Origin of the sequence: Legionella maceachernii, assembly GCF_900167045.1 — a bacterium.
Taxonomy (GTDB): domain Bacteria; phylum Pseudomonadota; class Gammaproteobacteria; order Legionellales; family Legionellaceae; genus Tatlockia; species Tatlockia maceachernii.
Map to the genome: position 1 here is coordinate 14,530 of NZ_FUXJ01000009.1, position 18,473 is coordinate 33,002.

Consider the following 18,473-nt stretch of genomic DNA (forward strand, 5'->3'; position numbering starts at 1 on the left):
CATATAAAAGATGGAGTCTCTTATGTGTTTCTTTAATTCATCACCCGTTATTCTGTGAGCTCAATGCCTGCCTTATTTAGTTTATTTCTGCTGCTTCTGTCAACAATTTCTTATGCACAAGAAAATTTATCGTTTAAGCTTTTTATTTCAAATAATACGGACACAATTGAGACAAGAGAGGCTTACTCCCGATTAACCAGTTCCCTGCAAGAAGAATTGAAAAGCAACATCATAGATCTCTTACAAAAAAATCAGGTAAAGCAAGGAAAATTTGAAACTATTCTTGGTGTGTATCAAATGAGAGGTACGCAAACAGTAACTGTGGATAATAGTGAGCTTATTTCAGGCCACACTTTGGATGAGAATTTGATCTTTCCTTTGGCCCAGCATTTAGCAAAAAAATTTAACCAAGAAAGCATCGCTATTTTTATCCAGGCTGATGAGGCTCCCGTAGGGGAGGCCATCTTGCTTTTTGCGCTTCCGCGGACAATTACTGAAACCGTTGGTCTAATTCAAAAAAAATTGCCTTTTACTTACGCTAAGGCTTTTTCCATCCACTTAAGCAACACACATGCTGATTTTGCTTCAACAAGGGTGACTGCAGTTGAATGGCTAGGCCAGCAAACTGATGCTGAGCTGATTAGAAAAGCATTCCCCAAGGATACTGTGATCCTAGCTCATGGCAAAGCCTATTTAGCCTATCAAGATGGTTCAAAAAGAAGATTATAGCAACTGACTTAAAGGGCAGTTGCTGTTTATCGATAAGGTGTTAGTCGAAACTACTAGGAATATCGGATAATTAAAATGGAATATCATCATCCAATTCATCAAAAGCGTCTTGTGGTGAAAGAGCGGCTTGTGGTTTTCGGGAATTTTGGTGTTGTTGTGTTTGAGGTGAAGAAGGCATCTCTTCATAATTAGCAGAACCACCACTTTTGCCGTCCAGCATTTGTATATCAGAAGCAACAATTTCTGTCGTATAACGATCTTGCCCTTGTTGATCCTGCCATTTACGGGTACGTAGGCTGCCTTCGACATAGAGCTTAGAGCCCTTCCGGATATATTCGCCCGCAATTTCACCGAGACGATTGAAACAGACTACACGATGCCATTCGGTACGTTCTTGCTTTTCTCCAGTTTGCTTATCTTTCCATGTTTCACTGGTAGCTACTGATAGCGTAGTCACCGCATTTCCATTCGGCATATATCTTACATCTGGGTCAACGCCGACATTGCCTACCAAGATAACTTTATTGATCCCACGAGCCATTTTTTGTTCTCCTGCATGCGAAAGTTAGAGCAGAATTATATACCCAAGCTACTTCAAAATGCTATTTTTAACCTATCGCTTTTTCACTCCAGAGTCTTTTAAGTCTCGCAATAGAACAGGGTATAAGTTTCCTGAGCAAAAAAATCAAATTTAGCATTTTGAAGTAGCTTAGGATTAACGATTTAGCGAAAAGTTAATCCTAGTGCCCTATCTAAAGCGATTGATTCAATATTTTTTCAACACTGCCTGGTTGGTATGTGTATCTATCAATGCGCAGGTAAATTACCTTTTCTTCTCTGGCAATAAAGACGTCTTTGATTCCAACAAGGGTTTTTAATTGCTCAATTAATGTGGTTTCATTTTCTACTGTAGGAGGGTAGTTTACAATTAAAGTGGAAAGATAAACTTCAGGTTTCATGAAAGAAGCAATAACTAACCAAATTAGACTAATTAGCGCATTACAAAAGAATACCCCTTTATTTCCAGCCAACTGATATAACAATCCTGCTGCTGAGCCACCCGCAAAAATTCCCAAGAATTGGCTCGTGGAGTAAATTCCCATTGCTGTGCCTTTTGTAGTGGGGCCAGATTGCTTCGAGACAAGAGATGGCAGGATAGCCTCAAGAATATTGAATGCAATGAAATATAAAAACATTAAACCGCAAAAAACCAACCAATACCCGCTCGCTATAACGAGAAACAGTTGGGCAAGACTAATTAATAAAACAGATAGCAAAAAGACTAATTTCATCTTCTGCCTTTTTTCTGCTATGAGAATAAAGGGTATCATTAATACGAAAGAAAAAAGCATCAGCGGAAGATAAAAATACCATTGCTCCGTCAAATTTCCTTGCCGCACTTGTTGCTGTAAAAGCATAGGTATCACATAAAAAGTGGCGGTTAAAATAAAGTGTTGAAAGAAAATACCAAAATTTAAACGCTGCAAGTGTTTATTCAGAATAACCCGTTTCAAAAGGGAGGAATCAACTTCGCTATCAATATGAAAACATTCCCTTCGGGGTGAGGGGATGACGGCATGCACAAAAAACAGAGCCAGTAGGGCTAAAGCAGTGGTTAAATAGAAAATGCCGGCTAGACCAAAATGGTTTGTAAGTGCAGGACTTATTACCATGGCTAAACTGAAGGATAAACCAATTGTCATACCAATCACTGCCATGGCTTTTGTGCGTTGCTCATCGGGTGTGAGATCAGCAAGCAATGCAATTAAAACACTACCAATTGCTCCCGCTCCTTGTAATGCCCTTGCAAGAATCATGGTATAAATGGAATGACTTAGCGCCCCAATTAAACTGCCGCAAATAAAAAAAAGTAATCCCATCGTTAGGATGGGTTTTCTGCCAAAACGATCAGATAGCATACCCATGGGCATCTGCAAAATGCCTTGGCTTAAACCATAACTTCCTAATGCCAAACCAATAAGAGCAGGTGTTGCTCCTTGAAGATGAGTTGCAAAAACGGTAAATACGGGGATTAACATAAATAATCCCAGCATACGAAAGGAAAATATGGCAGCAATCGGTAAGACACTGTTTAACCAAGAATGCTTCATTATGTACTGATGTAGTTATACGGTTTGCAAATGGTACAAAGTTAGACGCTCTGACACAAGGACATCTGTGGATTGAAAGGAATTTACTTAAGCAGAAGGCGCATTGACAGGACAATCAAATCCCTGTAGTTTGAGGCATTTTAATCGAGAGGACAGAACGAATGGCGCTCCAATTTACTGATAAAGTTGCGTTGATTACTGGTGGGGCACGAGGTATTGGAAAGGCAACGGCACTGAAATTGGCACAATGTGGAGCTGATGTTGGAATCGTTTATTATAATAGTTCAGATGAAGCACAGGCTGTAGTGGAAGAAATCAAGGCATTGGGTCGAAAAGCGATAGCTATTCAGGCGAATGTCGCTGATCAACAATCCGTAAGGGAAATGTACTCCGCTTTTTGTAATTACTTCGATCACCTTGATTTTCTAATCAGTAATGCTGCAAGTGGTGTTTTAAAGCCTGCATTGAAAATGTCGACCAAACATTGGCGATGGTGTATGGAAACCAATGCATTGGCATTAAACCATTTGGTGGTGGAGGGCTTACCTTTACTTCGCAGAGAGGGGCGTGTGATTGCCTTATCCAGCTTAGGCGCCCATCGAGCAATTCCTAATTATGGGTTTATTGGTGCTTCAAAAGCAGCCTTAGAGGCCTTGGTTCGTTCATTAAGTCTGGAGTTGGCGGAATACGGAGTGACGGTGAATACCGTCTCCGCCGGTGTAGTCGACACGGATGCATTAAAGTATTTTCCCAATCGAGAACAATTGCTTGATGAATATCAAGCGCATTCACTGGCTGCTCGTCCATTAACCCCGCAGGATGTAGCAAACACCATTTATTTATTATGCTTACCCGAAGCAGGAATGATTAATGCGCATACTTTATTTGTCGATGCCGGTTATAGCCAGGTAGGATAACCCCAGATGCGGTCGTCTTCCTTTTTTGATCAGTGGAGTGCCTATCGCCTGTGATTCCCTGCTCATCGATGCAAGTATTAACTGGGTTAAATGCAACGAAAAGTCTCAATTTCAGGGTTTCTTATATTGGAGAGTGGGCCTAAGAGAGTCAACGATAACGGCGTTGTGTCTTGGGCAGTTTTCCTAATGGTAAGTCGAGCCGTGATTTGACGAATTTAAAGGAATTCTTAATCAAACATGGTCGGGCCAAAACCGACCTACGGATTATTTTGAGGTTTCAGCAATAAGTAAGGTCAGCAATTCAGAAAGCATGGTTTGACATTCTTTGGCTTTATCCAGGTCATAAGTAAATGGGAACGATTCATCCATGTAGTTAAGTTGGGTGAGTTCCAATTGGATTGCATCGATATTAGCAGCGGGGTTGCCATAATGCCTCGTAATGTATCCGCCCTTAAAGCGCCCATTCAGCACAGTAGAGTAAGCGGTATTTTGGCAATAAGTGGTCACTTTATCGATCAGGGCTTTGTCAGCGGATTGGCCATCTGCTGTACCTAAGTTAATGCTGGGTAACACGCCCTCAAATAAGCTGGGTACTTTCGAGCGAATGGAGTGTGCATCAAATAGAATAACACGACTTTTGGTTTTCAATTCATCAATAAGTGATTGCAGCTTATGGTGATAAGGAAACCAATAAGTTGCAATGCGATTTTGTATTTCCTCTTCACTGGGCTCCATCCCTTTTTGATAGATAGGGCCGCCATCAAATGACGTTATTGGGCATATGCCTGTAGTGAATTTGCCAGGGTAGAGCGATTTTCCATTAGGCGGGCGATTAAGGTCTACCACATAGCGAGAGTGGGTGGCAATTAAGAGATGAATCCCCATGTCTTGTGCGAAGCTATACAGTTGTTCTAAATGCCAATCGGTGTCAGGAAGTTGTTTCGCCGATGCAGAAAAGCGCTGCAATAAGCTATTGGGAACATAGGTCCCTGTATGAGGAAGACTCAATAAGACAGGCACGGTTCCAGGGATGTATTGGTATAATTCCATTCTAAAGTCACCTAGTGTGAAAGTTTTTTCATCGTGTTTACGTAGGCTTTGAATACCTCATCCTCCGCAACATGCCTAAAGTTTTTTACGACATGTTTTCCTCCCGCAATCACATGCCGAACAGGATTAGTGTTCGTAGCAAAAACTAAGGCATCTAAAATGTGACTGTTCGATCGAAATAAAAGCGAAGGGCTTTGGGTGTCGAGAACAATGAAATCAGCACGTTTACCCATTTCAATAGTGCCTGCAGGACGTCCTAATGCTTGCGCTCCTCCCTGCAGCGCCATACGGTAGAGTGAGGTGCCAACAGAGGGTTCATTGGGTGTTTTTACAATAGCGCGTTCCTGGTGAAGGAGTCGCTGACCGTATTCAAGCAGGCGTAATTCTTCAATACCACTCACGGCGATATTACTATCAGTACCAATTCCCCATTTCCCTTTTTCACGAAGGTATTCGGGTAAATTGAATAAACCGTCACCTAGATTTGCCTCGGTGATCGGACAAAGCCCAACAACCGCATGACTACGGGCAAGGCGCTGCGTTTCGAGCGTTGTCATATGAGTGGCATGAATAAGGCACCAATGCTGGTTGACGTCCACATTACTCAATAACCATTCTACTGGACGTTGTGCACACCAGTGTAAGCAATCTTCGACTTCTTTTGTTTGTTCCGCAATGTGGATATGAATGGGGCTTTTAGGGGCGATGTGGTGCATGCCAGCCGTGGCGTATTGCAGCATCTCTGGTGTGACGGCGCGAAGTGAATGATGAGCCAATCCAATCGTGACTTGCGGATTATTTTTATAAGTTTTTCGAAGCGATGCGATCATCTCAAGGATGTGTGTCTCATCATTAATAAATCGTTTTTGATTGTCTGCAGGTTTTTGTCCGCCAAATCCACTGTACTTATAGAGTACAGGCAAATGAGTGATTGCAATCCCAACTTCCAAGGCAGCAGAAATGATATGGTGTGAGGTTAAGCCTCTTTCCTGATAAGGCTTGCCGTTCGGTTGATGATGAATATAATGAAATTCGCCGACAGTCGTAAATCCAGCTTTAAGCATTTCGATGTACACTTGAGCTGCAATTGCCTGCAAATCATCCGGGGTTAGTTTTTCAAGAAATCGGTACATGATTTCTCGCCAAGTCCAAAAGCTATCTTTCTCTGCGGTTGCTCGCTCAGCAAGTCCTGCCATAGCACGTTGGAATGCATGAGAATGAAGATTCAGCATGCCTGGAAGCAGGAGCCCTTCAAGGCGAATGGCATGCCTGGATGTTTGATTACCGCTAATGTGGGTAATGTATCCTGTCTCGTCTACCTCAATCAGCACATCATCAGCCCATCCGTTGGATAAAAGTGCGCTGCTGGCTAAATAACTACAGTGAGGATGCAAGGCAACCCCCTTTTGAGGTTATTATTTTAGTTGTCATAAATCATTATCCACTCATTTTTAGAAAGGGGGCAAGCAAAGCCACGACGATAGGCCATTTTAGCTTTCACCGATCCGTTTCAATTCTTGTTCGCCAAAAATCGCAGACGCATGAGTGTAATATTTAAATTCGAGTAAATTATTACTGGGATCTTTAATAAAAAAAGACTGATGTTCTATCTTAGACTGAGGAAAGCGCGTTTTTAACGGCACCTCAAATTGCATTTGCTGCTTCGTTAAGTGGTGTACAAATGCGTCAAACTCGGCTTTTTCAAGAAAAATCAAGCCAAAGTGTCGGGGATAAATACCTTGTTGCATTGGTAGGAGGGTATCGATTTTATGAGCAACAATTTGATGATTCCCGAATTGAAAAATGAGGGCATGCTCTGATTCACGCCCAAGCTTACAGCCGAGCTGTTCTAGATAAAAACGTTTCGCTAAGTCAAAATCATGAATTGGAAAAGCTAAGTGGAAGAGTGTATTCGTCGTATCGTTAATCATCAAAGTTAATCCCAATGCATTTGTCGATTTTGTTGAAATATAAAATAATTTCTCATCGTTTTTAGAACATTGCAAGAGTAAAAAAACATCCTGAAGAATAGTATCCATTCGCAATCATTTCATTTTCCCCTTAATGGCCAAACAATTCGAGTGCAAAAGGGGTCTCATTTATAATGGTTGATTCTGATGTAAAGTATCGAGAAAATCGGTCATTGTTGCCAAATCTGGTCCTGGATGAAGCAATAATGGCCACTTAAAGAGCATTATCGTTAACACATTCCGATGCTCCGCTAAGTTTAAATCATCACTTCCTGATTTATTGGGAATCATTTGCTGGATAGCATCGTATTTACTCTTTAAATGTTGCTTAATCTTATTGATGATTGAGGAATGGTTGTGGCTATCCAGTAAGCAGAAAGCGAGCCCCACTTCAGCGACAATATCGGGTTTAACTCTCTTTAAGATGATCTCAATGTGTTGCTCAAAATAGCGATATATCCACTGGAAATGCTTATAGTTTACTCGCTTTTGATAATAGTTGCTTGCCGCAAAAATGATATGAGTCATGCCATAAATTTTATCTTCAAACGCCTTGTCATTAAGGTAAGAATCGTTACTGTCCGTAAATAAATTTTGAAAGAGATGAATGTATTCTTTTCTAAGATCGATCAACTTAAGCCGATTAAGAAGAAAAATAAAATTAGCCACTTGGGCGGGTGATGTTTTTATCACTGAACGATTTAAGAGAAACCGGTTCAGGGGGCGCAGGTTTTTTTTGATTTGCGACATCGCTAATTGGGCATGAGGATATAACGGTGAATTTAAGAGATGGAACTGCTGTGCATGATCAAGAATAAGGAGTATTTTAAGTAGATGACTCATTTCCGGAAATTGAGCGAGAAAGGTTTTTCGTTTTGCTGCTTTTGAGAGGCTCTTATGAGCAGGTTTTAGGCTCGTATGAAAATGGGCACGTTTAGAATTTATTGTGTGTAATAAATGATTGAGCTGGGTGCTTTCAATATATTGAAAAGCGATAATCGGATATAAATACGCTTTTTTACCCGTGATTCGGTATAACCGGACAGCATAATGCGCTTGGACAATGGGTTTGAGTTTAAAGAGGTTACTGTCGAATTTTTGTTGTATCTGGTCGGCTATAGCTGCATTGCAAGCCTCTGAGAATTGGCTAAGCAAATATAAAAACAAAATGAAGTAAAAGTTTAAGTTTTTTAAAACTGCCATAGACGCATATTTACGAGGGATTTTCACCAAAAAAGCGAAACTTTATCATTTATCACTAAAATTGCAATTCTTAATTTCCTTGATAGAAAAATCCAAATTAATAGTGGTTCCTTATTTTTCGGCGATCATTGAGAAAATTATTTGCTATTGATTGAGCAGAAACCAAAGAAGAAATTCATTGTAAAAAGGTGGAATGTGAATGACACAGCTGTATTTTTTTATTACAATAGTGCAATCTCAATAGTGGGGGCAAAAATGATTATCGCTGTTTTCTCTATAGGCCAATTTATATCCTCCGATGTGCAAAAATTGAAAGACGGCTTTACACAATATTTTGCTAGTCGAAATCCGGAAATCACTGGACAAAAGATTTGGGATTGGATGGTTCCCAATTTAAAACCTTTAAGAGTAGCTGATATCACTCTTGAACAATTTTGTGAAAATCTAAACCAGCATTTCAAGGTTCAAATGAGCTTCGCTGATTTTCAGGCGATTTTTAATTCCATGGCCCAGGTTAATGAGGAATCGTTAAAGCGAATTTCCGAATTTAAAGCCTTATTAGAGGCAAACAAGGATATCCAAATTTTATTAGTCTCGCACACGAATTATTCCCATTTTAATTTTGTTCTTAAACAAATTGGTGAGCGGTTACCTCCTTTTGGAATCATCAGCGCGAAAAACGATTGGCCTAAAGACGCTCAAATTTTGTTTGTTCCTTCAATGCATTCCAAATGCCCTGAACATCCTGACACTTTAAAGTATGCATTAACAAAACTTGAAGTAGGCCCCGAAATACCTTTAGTTTCTTTCCTAAATACCATTCTGCAATTTGAGGGACATCCTCATTTCCGATACATCAATGCAGGTGCCGTTTTAAATCCGCAGGCCATAATGGCCCAATTAGGAGAGGTGCGTGCAGAAATTGTTGGACCAGAAAGCAAAGAAGGAAAAGAGGTAACAATAAGGTTGTTTTCTCATTAAAGAGTGGCCTAGATCGATAAGAAGCACCTTATTTTAGTGAACCTGGTATTGAAACACTCGCCTCGATAAAATGAAGCGATTAACTTTAAGCTCATCGAGCACAATGACAAAAGTACGTAAAATTATCCATATTGATATGGATTGTTTTTATGCCGCGATAGAAGTTCGTGACAATCCTTCCTTGGCTCATAAACCTGTGGCTGTAGGAGGTGCATCGGATAGACGAGGCGTGCTATGTACTTGCAATTACATTGCTCGACAATATGGCGTTCGCTCAGCAATGCCGACGGCCATGGCCCAGCGTCTATGTCCCGATCTTTTAGTCCTACCAGTCAATATGCCTAAGTATCGGCAAGTCTCTCAGGTGATCAATTCCATTTTTAAAGAGTTTACTGATTGTGTTGAACCGTTATCGTTAGATGAAGCGTTTCTTGATGTAACCGATTGTACGCAGTATCGAGGAAGTGGCACATGGATCGCAGAAGCAATTAGTTTAAAAATTTGGCATGCGGAAAAATTAACCGCTTCTGCGGGCGTGGCACCTAACAAGTTTTTAGCAAAAATAGCGAGTGCTTGGAAAAAGCCCAATGGATTATGTGTGATTCGTCCTGAGGATGTCATGTTATTTGTGAACCAATTGCCGGTAGCTAAGCTTTTTGGCGTTGGAAAAGTCACTGCCACAAAACTAAGAAGCATGAATATTATGACATGCGCTGATTTACAGGAAATTCCTTTACGCGTATTAATTCAACATTTTGGGAAGTTGGGACAGCATCTTTATAATCAATGCCGAGGCATTGATGATCGCCCAGTCCAGCCTAATCGAGTGCGTAAATCGTTAAGTGTTGAAACCACGCTGACTGCGAATATTAATGATTCAGCACAAGCACGGCAGATTATTGATGATTTATATAAAAAATTGTTAAAGCGAATTGCCGATTCAGCGTCTGATTTTTTGATAAAAAATCAGTACATTAAAATTAAGTTTGAGGACTTTCAATTAATAACTGCAGAAGTTAAGAATAGTCAAGTAAATCTGCAGGCGTTTTATGATTTATTCAATAAAATCTATAACGAACAAAAGCCAATCCGTTTAATCGGTTTAGGGGTTCATTTCCATTCTGATGAAAAAAACGATGGATTTATTCAGCAATCCCTTTTTTAATTTTTGGCTTCTTACTTTTGTAAGTTGGCCGTAGCTGCCTATTAAAACTTTATGATATACTCTGAAGTTTTGTGAACTAGGTGAGCTTTGAGGATAAAAAAACATGAATGTAGATAGCGTTTACCCAAAAGTAAGGGAGATTATCGCTGATGTGCTGGTTATTGACGAAGAAGACGTGTCTTTGAACAGCCGATTGATTAGTGATTTGGGTGCCGAGTCCATTGACTTTCTTGATTTGGTTTTTCAATTAGAAAAAGAATTTAGTATCAAAATTCCGCGCGGTCAATTAGAAAAAAATGCCCGAGGCGATTTAGCGGAAGATGAATTTGAAAAAGGTGGTGTATTGACAGTGAAAGGCATGCAAGCCCTTAAAAATTATTTAAGTGAAGTGCCTGGGGAATACTTCAAAGCAAATATGAAAGTAAGTGAAATCCCAATGCTGTTTACTGTGGAAACTTTTTGCAAGCTGGTTGTTACAGCTACTAATGAACAAAAAACTTGTGAAATTGTTGCCTAATGCGATTCTTATTTGTTGACCGAATATTGCAATTATCGCCTGGTGAAATAGCCCGGGGGATAAAACACATCACGCGTGATGATGCCTATCTTTGTCACGATGAACAGGGAAGACTTTGCTTTATTCCTTCCCTGATAGGCGAAACATTAGGCCAATTGGCCGCTTGGAATGTGATGTTTGCTAATGATTTTACGCTAAGACCCGTGGCGGGTGTTGTTTCAAGCGCACGATTGCATCGCCCTGCGTATGTGGGAGAAACCTTATTCCTAGAGTCCGTTATTGAGTCGCTCGATAACCGCGCTGTCCAATACCACAGCATTGCTTATGTCGGTGATGAAGTGGTATTTACCATTGATGGCGCTTTGGGGCCATTGTTGCCCATGGCTGGTTTCATCGATGAGCAAATTGTCCGCAGACAGTTTGCTGAAATAAACCGGCCAGGCGATTGGTCTCAGCGACAGGCGCTGACATCTAGCTCCGAGTTAGCTTCTGAATTAGCTTCTGCTAAAGCCGGGCTACCTGGCAGCCAGATGTTGTTTGATCGCATACTCGATTCTGAACCCGGGGTAAGTTTAACCGCTGAAAAATGCATCACGCGAGCCGCCTCCTATTTCAACGATCATTTCCCTAACAATCCTGTTCTACCAATGACTGTTTTGTTGGAGTGTAAACTCAATTTGGCGCGTGAATTTATAGCTCGTGCATCGTTTAACCAATGCTATCAGGTCAGTGAATTACGTAAAATCAAAATGAATGAATTTGTTCATCCAGGTAGCGTGCTAATTACCCATCTTAAAGTGAAAGAGCAAAATGATCAGCAGTTAATTTTGCATTATCGAAGCGAAGTGGATGGTAAACGAGTATGTGTTCTAGACCTGGTAATGACGACGAAAGGTAATTAATCATTATGAAAAACAGACGAGTCGCAATTACAGGCTTGGGCGTTGTTTCTCCTTTGGGCAATGATGTACAGACGACTTGGCATAACTTATTGGAAGGTAAGTCTGGAATTGCTGAGATAAGTCATTTTGATGCCAGTGCTTTTCCTACATACATCGCTGCAGAAGTAAAACAATTCCAGCCTAATCCTGCTATTAAGGGCAAGCATACTCGATTTTCAATGCAGTTTACTCAGTATGCTTTGGATGCTGCGTATCAAGCATTCATCGATGCTGGGATAAGACCAACACCACAAAGTGCTTCCCGTTGGGGCGTGGTTACTGGCAGTGGTATGATGACAGCAGAGTTTTCATACCTACAACGATTCCAAAGCACTTGTGCTGCCGAAGGCAAACCGAATTGGGAGCAACTTCAGGAGCGCACTCACCAATTTTACAGCCTAGTTGATTTTGGAAAGACCACCTCAAATTCTGGATTGTCCTTATTAATACAACAATTTGGAATTGAAGGCTATGCCTCTTCAGTGCACACTGCTTGTGCTTCAGGTGGACAAGCGCTCGGTTTGGCAATGCAAGTGATTCGGCGTGGTGAGGCTGATTTTATGTTAGCAGGCGGTTTTGATTCAATGATTAACCCCTTAGGGCTATCGAGTTTTTGCCTGCTTGGCGCCTTGTCCACTTATAATGACACACCAGAAACGGCTAGCCGACCCTTCGATGCCACCCGCAATGGTTTTGTTTTAGGCGAAGGAGCTGCCTTTCTAATTCTTGAAGAATGGTCTAAAGCGAAAGCGCGAGGCGCTCGAATTTATGCTGAATTAGCAGGTGAAGGCAACTCATTAAGTTCATATCGTATTACCGATTCACACCCAAATGGTGATGGGGCAATTCAAGCCATTGAGAGAGCCCTTAAAGATGCGGGTGTAAAGGCAAGCGATGTAGACTATATTAATGCGCACGGCACATCGACGAAAATGAATGATTTGAGTGAAACCAATGCGGTGAAAGCGGTGTTTGGTGCTCAAACTAAGCGATTGCCCATTAGTTCGACAAAAAGCCAGACTGGACATCTTATTGCAGCTGCAGGTGCGCTGGAAGCGGTGTTATCTGTGTTGTCCATCAACCACGGCCAAATTCCGAAAACTGCCAATTTGACTACGCCTGATCCAGAGTGCGATCTTGATTACGTTGTCGATGGTCCCCGTGAAAAATCGGTGGGCGTTGTCTTATCCAATTCTTTTGGCTTTGGTGGTTCAAATAGCTGTTTGCTATTTAAGCATCCTGAATTTGATGGAGTGATTAAATGAGCGACTCCAACCGAGTTTTCATTACCGGCTTAAGTGCGCTGACACCTTGCGGCGAAACTGCTGAGCAAACGTGGCAGGCTATACTTGCTGGTCAGAGTGGAATAGCTGAGCTGACTCAATGGGATTTATCCTCTTGGTCGCATCGTTTAGGCGGGGAGCTTAAACATTTCCAGCCTGCAAAAATGTTACCTGATCGCAAGTTGATGAAAGTGATTTCCCGCCAAGACGTGCTAGGGATTAATGCAGCAGTGCAAGCCGTACAGCATAGTGGTTTGCTTAATTACCGAGACACTTTAGACAACTTGGATGCGTTTAACGAACAAACCGCTATCTATGTTGGTTCACCGGGCAATAAGTATTTTCAACAAGAAGATTTCTTACCACTTCTCGCCAAAACGGGCAATGACATGCAAGCTTTTGCAGAGCAGCTATTTGATGAAGTGCACCCGATGTGGCTACTACGCATTTTACCGAACAACGTTTTAGCTTATACAGGGATTAGTTACGGATTTAAAGGGCCGAATCACAATATCACAAATCATGCTATTGGGGGTATGCAGGCTATCTGCGAGGCTTATCAAGCATTAAAGCATGGGCAGGCGGAGCGGGCAGTTGTGGTAGCCTATGACGTATTGGAGCCCCAAGCTCTCTTTTATTATGAAAAAATAGGCGTAATTAGCACTCGCCATCTGAAACCTTTTGATATAGAGCGTGACGGAACAATTTTAGCGGATGGTGCTGCAGCATTCATTTTGGAAACAGAAGCGAGCGCAAAGGCCCGTTCAGCAACCTGCTATGGTGAAATCCTTGCTGGGAGGGCTGCTAGTGAAGCTTCCGGTTTATTTTCGATCGAAGCGGAAGGTAAGCATTTAGCTAATTTATTATCAAGGACATTGGAAGAGGAATCCATTAACCTCACAGAGATTGGTATGGTTGTCGCTCACGGTAATGGTAATCATAAATCAGATGATAGCGAAGCTCAGGCCATTCAAACGGTTTTTGCTGAAAATAAAGTTCCAGTAACTGCTTTAAAATGGTCATATGGCCATACCATTTCAGCTTCGGGTATTTTAGATGCGGTTATGACCACTTATGCAATTCGTGATAATTGCGTTCCAGGTATCGCAAATTTTGTGAAGCCAGCACCTCTTTGTGAGGAGCTTAATATCAGTGCCGAACATAGGCCATTAGGGGCTAGTAAAACTGCAATGATAATCAATCGTGGTTTTGCAAGTATGAATGCGTGTTTAGTGATTAAAGCGTGTGACTAGTTTATCTAACAAAATAGCTAATTTGCCCATTTCTTGGGCCGGGCGTTTTTTATATCGCTATTTGCCTTATCGACGTACTGTTGTGAAAGCGAATATCGAGCAGGTTTTTGGCAGTCAGCTGAATGATGGGGAAAAAGTACGCTTGGCAAAAGCGTTTTATTCCCACTTAGCTAAGTCAATCAAAGAAGCCATTCAACTCCGATTCATGAGCGAAAAGAAACTGTGCGAGCAGGTGGAGGTGCGAGGTTATGAGCGCTTACTGGCTATTGTTGCTGAAAAGCGGGGTGTACTCATTTTAACCGGCCATTTTGGAAATTGGGAGTTTGCCCCCATTGGCGGGATCCTCAATTTTAAAGAATTTCAAGGACAGTTCCACTTTATCCGTCGAACACTACGCTATAAATTTATCGAGAAAATTTTATTTAAACGCTATTACCAAGCGGGTCTTAACGTCATTCCTAAAAAGAATTCCTTACAGCAAGTTTGTGATGCGTTAGAGCAAAATCATGCTGTTGTGTTTGTTTTGGATCAACATGCTTCTTTGGCCAATCGCGATGGTATTGCTGCTGAATTTTTTGGAAAAAAAGCGGGGACTTATCGCAGCTTAGCCAGCTTTGCTCGACATACAGGAGTACCGGTTGTTCCTGCAGCGGGATATCGCCTTCCTAATGGCAAGCACGTGCTTGAGTTTTTTGAGCCTATTTGCTGGCAAGAATATGCTAGTGCACAAGAGTCTATCTATCGTAATACGTTGAGCTATAATCAAGCGTTGGAAAAAATAATTTTGGCCCATCCTGAACAGTGGCTGTGGCTACATAAGCGCTGGAAGTTAAAAGAGCTGTAGCAGCTCATTTGATCGGGCTTTTTTCTCCTTACCCTTACTTAAGCTTAAATTTTTCTACCTGTGAGTGTTTACGGAGTAGCCTACATGCAGCGCGCTATATTGAGGAACAGCCGGGATAAGTCGCGGGACATAGTGATACGTTCGATTGCTTACCTTAATAATTAAGCTAAAACTGACGCTGTATGGGAAGTTTCTTGGAAATAAAGAGTTTTCCCTGATTTGTGGCCAAATAACCCTAAATGCCCTAACGTTTGACCTGCCTTGGGAGTAAGGTCATCGGAGTCGACTTGATGCCTTACCTCTATCAGTTTGCTACGTAAATAATGAATTATATCACCCTGTTTAGTCGAAATTGCTTTATTTAATGCAAGTCTGAGCATTTTGGGGGTGGGTTTATTTTCAGGTAGTTCGCACAAATAAGTAACAATAACCGGATGGCACCATTCAACAGCTAATGGGATTGCAAAGTCTAAATTTCTTTGAGAAAGCGGAGTAAAAGTTTGACAAATGGTCTTTACAATATCCAACTCTCCTCCCTTAATGGCTTCCTGTAGAAGTTTTACAGAAAATTTAGGCTGTAATTTGTTAGTAGTTAAGTTGCAAAACAGCGCTACGGTTTGAGATTTCTTAGATTTGATTGCCCATTGTAGTAACGAAAAAATGGCATTTTGTACTGTTGAAGAACTAGAGAGATTGCAAAGATAATCGACGACGTCTAGTTTACCTGATTTTGTAGCGGCCGTTAGGGCAATGACTAGGGCATTTTGTTGAGTTTTTAAGTCGTTTATCGAACTCAGTAGATGTTTAACAATGGGTAAATGGCCATTGGTTGCTGCTTCCTCTAATGTTTCGTTGATGATTTTGGGTGTATTTAAAATATAACCTGGCAAATTGCCAAGGCAGATGACCATATTCAAAAGGCCCATCATGGCTGCTTTTTTAAAGCTTCGCTCAATAACAGCCTGCCCTGGCTTGAGGGTTTTTAAATGACCCAGACAGAGGACAATGTCTTCATTATTGTTTAAAACCGCGTGACTAAATGCTTTATCAATCTGCAGCTGGTGAGGTGCATTTTCCAATAACTCAGAGAAATAAGCGACAAGTGTTAAATGCTTGCGCTGTAAGGCCAAATGAAAGAGTTTTTCAATAAGACTTTTATTAGGTACCGGTGAAGACAGAGTACAAAGCAACTCCACGACAGGTAAGTGGTTATTTTCAACTGCCGTTTCTAACACTCGTGCAAAAGTTTTATCCGTCACGCGCGAATAAATCTTGACATTACAAAGTTGTTTTACAATCTCTACCTCTCCATGTTGCGCTGCCAAAATGAGTGTCTCAGCAACAGTGGTACTTCTTACTTTTTTAGGAGAGAGCTGGCAAAGGTAAAAGACGGTGAGCCAATGTTGACTTTCAGTTGCCATACGAATGGCGTTATTTAAGCTATCTTTATCGGGCACTTGATGGGTTGCAAGCAGTTTAAGAAGAGTATTATTTCCCTGTCCAGCTGCTTTGACAAAAAGAGAGAGACCCCCATAATCTTTTGTCATCCAATTCGTGCAGGCAATGGGCTCACTCTCTAATCGCATAGTGACTTGTGCTTTTATGACTTCGTCATCAATTGCAGCCAATATTTCAATAAGCACGCGTTCTTGGATACTTGTTTCGCCAAGTCTAGCTTCTGGTAATGAAAGTGCTTCAATAAATGCAGCAAGATCAAAATATTGACCCAGGTTTCTATAGGAAGCTCTAGCGATTTGAGTGTATAAAACATACTTATCTATTACCTCGGTATGAGGCGCTAGGCCGTGTAAAAGATTTAATTTTCTATTGACTTCGAGCCAACTGTCTTCAATGCAATTATAGCCTGTTGTATTTAATGGACTTTGGGTGTTTGCTTCTATGGAGTCCTGAAGCTGTAAGTGCAACACCTTACTGAGATGACTAAGACGAGAAACCCACGCTGGGTGACGTTTTAGCAAATAGGCTACTTCATCATCTTCAATGAGACTGGATGGCTGCGAAAGAAGATAATCGACGAACTGCTCAAAGACTAAATCGGCAGATTCATGTTTATTTTTTACTAAGAGCTTTAATAATTCAAGCAGCTGCATCGTGGTCTCAAAATCAGAAGAACTAGCAGAAATAATTTGTTCCACATAGGTGCTCATATTCATCGAGTTGATCGTTTTAAGAAGAAAAGGTTTATATGCCAATAGATGAAAAATAGCGCCTTGATGCTGAGAAAGGAGCTGCTCGGCTGTTGAATCCTCAATGAGCATAGCCAGTGCTTTAGTTAACTGAGAATTTTTTGCTTTGCTAATAAAGTTAATCAGCATGGGTAATTGTTCTGTGGTCACTCGGGGTTGATTTAAATGCTTTTTTAATAGCACAAGCCAGTCTGCGTTTTCAGTGCGTACAGCCCAACTTATCGCTGCGATTAAAAATGATGGACCAAACAATTGAAGCAATGCATTAAAATTGTAAACGGTAGGGGAGAACTCATACAGGGCAGGCTCAACTTCAACATATTGCAATGGCTCATCATGCTGTAAAGAGCCATTCAGGGCATAATTCAAAAAACCACGTTCGCCGCAGCTGACCTTCTTTGCTTTTTCAATCAGGGTTTTTGCCTCAGGAAATTCGTCTAATAGGCTGTAAAAATGGTCGATAGCACTATCAGGCGAACTAAGCGCATAAAGGTTATAACTCATAAAATGATGTAAGACGTGTGTGGCTATAATCGTTTTGTTTGGAACTTTGCGCTGAAGAAGCCACAGAATGAGTGCAGCATATTTTTCTGTATCAGCAATTTCCTCTTTGAATAATGCAATGATACCTAAGGGATTTTCTTGATCTTTTAAGGCGTCAGTGAAATATTCCAGATGGGCGTTAAGGGTGGACAGCGCTCTCTTTTTTTTAACTAGTTTTTCTGCAATTGAGTTAATTTCAGGATATGCAGCAAATAATCCTTGATTAAGAAGATAAAATTGTACAGTAACGGCTTGGTTTTCTTGTAATAATGCTTTAAATAAATGGAGTATTTTTTCTGCAGAATTGGCCAGGCGAGCTTCTTTTGGAAGCGATAATAAATAGCTTAAGGCGACTAAAAACAAAGTAGCCCCCTCGTGTTTTTTTATAGTTTGCTGACAGAAATCAATAAAATTCAGTAAATTGGTGTTTTCATCAAGCGCATTAATGGTCGAAAGGGAGGGTGAAGATGAACTGAGTTTTGCGATTCTTATGTCAGCGATTAAACGCCGATTGAGCTGGTGAGCGTCTGAATACTCCTGTTCTAAATCCCTTAAGCTGATTTTTTGGTCCGAAAAATGGACGATGTTATTGTTATTTATCCACTGCAATAATAAATGGAGTTTCATATTCGTCCTTAATGAGTCCAGATTGACTCATTATAAGGCTCTCCTCGGCAAACACAAAATATTTTTTGTGCGAAGGGAAGATTTTTAAAACCATTAGGTCATTTACTAGTCTATACTTTAAAAAAGTGTCGC

At 41.0% G+C, this 18,473-nt stretch carries 16 protein-coding genes; 9 read left to right on the forward strand and 7 right to left on the reverse strand.

The annotated features are described in order from the left end of the window. Nucleotides 1-63 precede the first annotated feature (63 nt). Complete coding sequence (locus tag B5D33_RS08900) at nucleotides 64-729, forward strand: hypothetical protein (protein WP_058452027.1); 666 nt, start codon at nucleotides 64-66, stop codon at nucleotides 727-729. 70 nt (nucleotides 730-799) lie between these two features. Here B5D33_RS08900 and ssb read toward each other — a convergent pair whose 3' ends face one another. Both ssb and B5D33_RS08910 read right to left on the reverse strand, forming a co-directional pair. After that, nucleotides 800-1,270 carry a single-stranded DNA-binding protein gene (gene ssb / locus B5D33_RS08905; protein WP_058452028.1) on the reverse strand — a complete coding sequence of 157 codons (471 nt, stop codon included), beginning with the start codon at nucleotides 1,268-1,270 and terminating at the stop codon, nucleotides 800-802. 211 nt (nucleotides 1,271-1,481) lie between these two features. Next, the gene (locus B5D33_RS08910) at nucleotides 1,482-2,840 is read right to left on the reverse strand and encodes an MFS transporter (protein ID WP_058452029.1); all 1,359 of its coding nucleotides are present in this window, start codon (nucleotides 2,838-2,840) and stop codon (nucleotides 1,482-1,484) included. A gap of 161 nt (nucleotides 2,841-3,001) precedes the next feature. Here B5D33_RS08910 and fabL point away from each other — a divergent pair, with 161 nt between their 5' ends. Beyond that, a complete protein-coding gene (fabL, locus tag B5D33_RS08915) occupies nucleotides 3,002-3,757 on the forward strand; it encodes an enoyl-[acyl-carrier-protein] reductase FabL (protein ID WP_058452030.1) in 756 nt (251 codons plus the stop codon). Nucleotides 3,758-4,021: 264 nt separating this feature from the next. On the opposite strand, the gene hutG is transcribed toward fabL, so the two are convergent. From hutG to B5D33_RS08935, 4 genes are all read right to left on the reverse strand, one after another. Beyond that, nucleotides 4,022-4,807, reverse strand: a complete 786-nt coding sequence (gene hutG / locus B5D33_RS08920; RefSeq protein WP_058452031.1) for an N-formylglutamate deformylase — start codon at nucleotides 4,805-4,807, stop codon at nucleotides 4,022-4,024. 11 nt (nucleotides 4,808-4,818) lie between these two features. Continuing rightward, nucleotides 4,819-6,201: a formimidoylglutamate deiminase gene (locus tag B5D33_RS08925; RefSeq protein WP_058452032.1), complete on the reverse strand. Its 1,383-nt coding sequence runs from the start codon at nucleotides 6,199-6,201 to the stop codon at nucleotides 4,819-4,821. A 96-nt stretch (nucleotides 6,202-6,297) separates the two neighbouring features. Next, complete coding sequence (locus tag B5D33_RS08930) at nucleotides 6,298-6,846, reverse strand: VOC family protein (protein ID WP_234802487.1); 549 nt, start codon at nucleotides 6,844-6,846, stop codon at nucleotides 6,298-6,300. A 60-nt stretch (nucleotides 6,847-6,906) separates the two neighbouring features. Beyond that, on the reverse strand, nucleotides 6,907-7,980 hold the full coding sequence (locus B5D33_RS08935; RefSeq protein ID WP_058452033.1) for a DUF3541 domain-containing protein: 1,074 nt from the start codon (nucleotides 7,978-7,980) through the stop codon (nucleotides 6,907-6,909). Nucleotides 7,981-8,175: 195 nt separating this feature from the next. Here B5D33_RS08935 and B5D33_RS08940 point away from each other — a divergent pair, with 195 nt between their 5' ends. The 7 genes from B5D33_RS08940 (at nucleotide 8,176) to B5D33_RS08970 (ending at nucleotide 14,964) form a co-directional block, all read left to right on the forward strand. Continuing rightward, the gene (locus B5D33_RS08940) at nucleotides 8,176-8,961 is read left to right on the forward strand and encodes an MBL fold metallo-hydrolase (RefSeq protein ID WP_058452034.1); all 786 of its coding nucleotides are present in this window, start codon (nucleotides 8,176-8,178) and stop codon (nucleotides 8,959-8,961) included. 103 nt (nucleotides 8,962-9,064) lie between these two features. After that, nucleotides 9,065-10,126: a DNA polymerase IV gene (dinB, locus tag B5D33_RS08945; protein ID WP_058452035.1), complete on the forward strand. Its 1,062-nt coding sequence runs from the start codon at nucleotides 9,065-9,067 to the stop codon at nucleotides 10,124-10,126. Between the two features lie 103 nt (nucleotides 10,127-10,229). Beyond that, a complete protein-coding gene (locus tag B5D33_RS08950; protein WP_058452036.1) occupies nucleotides 10,230-10,643 on the forward strand; it encodes an acyl carrier protein in 414 nt (137 codons plus the stop codon). Next, nucleotides 10,643-11,545, forward strand: a complete 903-nt coding sequence (locus B5D33_RS08955; protein ID WP_058452037.1) for an ApeI family dehydratase — start codon at nucleotides 10,643-10,645, stop codon at nucleotides 11,543-11,545. The genes B5D33_RS08950 and B5D33_RS08955 overlap by 1 nt, the downstream gene beginning before the upstream one ends. A gap of 5 nt (nucleotides 11,546-11,550) precedes the next feature. Continuing rightward, the gene (locus B5D33_RS08960) at nucleotides 11,551-12,849 is read left to right on the forward strand and encodes a beta-ketoacyl-[acyl-carrier-protein] synthase family protein (RefSeq protein WP_058452038.1); all 1,299 of its coding nucleotides are present in this window, start codon (nucleotides 11,551-11,553) and stop codon (nucleotides 12,847-12,849) included. Then, complete coding sequence (locus tag B5D33_RS08965; RefSeq protein WP_058452039.1) at nucleotides 12,846-14,120, forward strand: beta-ketoacyl-[acyl-carrier-protein] synthase family protein; 1,275 nt, start codon at nucleotides 12,846-12,848, stop codon at nucleotides 14,118-14,120. Before B5D33_RS08960 ends, B5D33_RS08965 begins: the two co-directional genes overlap by 4 nt. Continuing rightward, on the forward strand, nucleotides 14,113-14,964 hold the full coding sequence (locus tag B5D33_RS08970) for a lysophospholipid acyltransferase family protein (protein ID WP_058452040.1): 852 nt from the start codon (nucleotides 14,113-14,115) through the stop codon (nucleotides 14,962-14,964). The genes B5D33_RS08965 and B5D33_RS08970 overlap by 8 nt, the downstream gene beginning before the upstream one ends. 161 nt (nucleotides 14,965-15,125) lie before the next feature. Here the strand turns inward: B5D33_RS08970 and B5D33_RS08975 are convergent, their stop codons facing one another. Further along, on the reverse strand, nucleotides 15,126-18,341 hold the full coding sequence (locus B5D33_RS08975; RefSeq protein WP_058452041.1) for an ankyrin repeat domain-containing protein: 3,216 nt from the start codon (nucleotides 18,339-18,341) through the stop codon (nucleotides 15,126-15,128). Nucleotides 18,342-18,473 lie beyond the last annotated feature (132 nt).

Excerpts from the sequence above, each read along its gene's own strand:
- B5D33_RS08900 (WP_058452027.1), top strand. The coding sequence starts at position 64 with ATGCCTGCCTTATTTAGTTTATTTCTGCTGCTTCTGTCAACAATTTCT.
- ssb (WP_058452028.1), bottom strand. The coding sequence starts at position 1,270 with ATGGCTCGTGGGATCAATAAAGTTATCTTGGTAGGCAATGTCGGCGTT.
- B5D33_RS08910 (WP_058452029.1), bottom strand. The coding sequence starts at position 2,840 with ATGAAGCATTCTTGGTTAAACAGTGTCTTACCGATTGCTGCCATATTT.
- fabL (WP_058452030.1), top strand. The coding sequence starts at position 3,002 with ATGGCGCTCCAATTTACTGATAAAGTTGCGTTGATTACTGGTGGGGCA.
- hutG (WP_058452031.1), bottom strand. The coding sequence starts at position 4,807 with ATGGAATTATACCAATACATCCCTGGAACCGTGCCTGTCTTATTGAGT.
- B5D33_RS08930 (WP_234802487.1), bottom strand. The coding sequence starts at position 6,846 with ATGGATACTATTCTTCAGGATGTTTTTTTACTCTTGCAATGTTCTAAA.
- B5D33_RS08935 (WP_058452033.1), bottom strand. The coding sequence starts at position 7,980 with ATGGCAGTTTTAAAAAACTTAAACTTTTACTTCATTTTGTTTTTATAT.
- dinB (WP_058452035.1), top strand. The coding sequence starts at position 9,065 with ATGACAAAAGTACGTAAAATTATCCATATTGATATGGATTGTTTTTAT.
- B5D33_RS08950 (WP_058452036.1), top strand. The coding sequence starts at position 10,230 with ATGAATGTAGATAGCGTTTACCCAAAAGTAAGGGAGATTATCGCTGAT.
- B5D33_RS08955 (WP_058452037.1), top strand. The coding sequence starts at position 10,643 with ATGCGATTCTTATTTGTTGACCGAATATTGCAATTATCGCCTGGTGAA.
- B5D33_RS08960 (WP_058452038.1), top strand. The coding sequence starts at position 11,551 with ATGAAAAACAGACGAGTCGCAATTACAGGCTTGGGCGTTGTTTCTCCT.
- B5D33_RS08965 (WP_058452039.1), top strand. The coding sequence starts at position 12,846 with ATGAGCGACTCCAACCGAGTTTTCATTACCGGCTTAAGTGCGCTGACA.
- B5D33_RS08975 (WP_058452041.1), bottom strand. The coding sequence starts at position 18,341 with ATGAAACTCCATTTATTATTGCAGTGGATAAATAACAATAACATCGTC.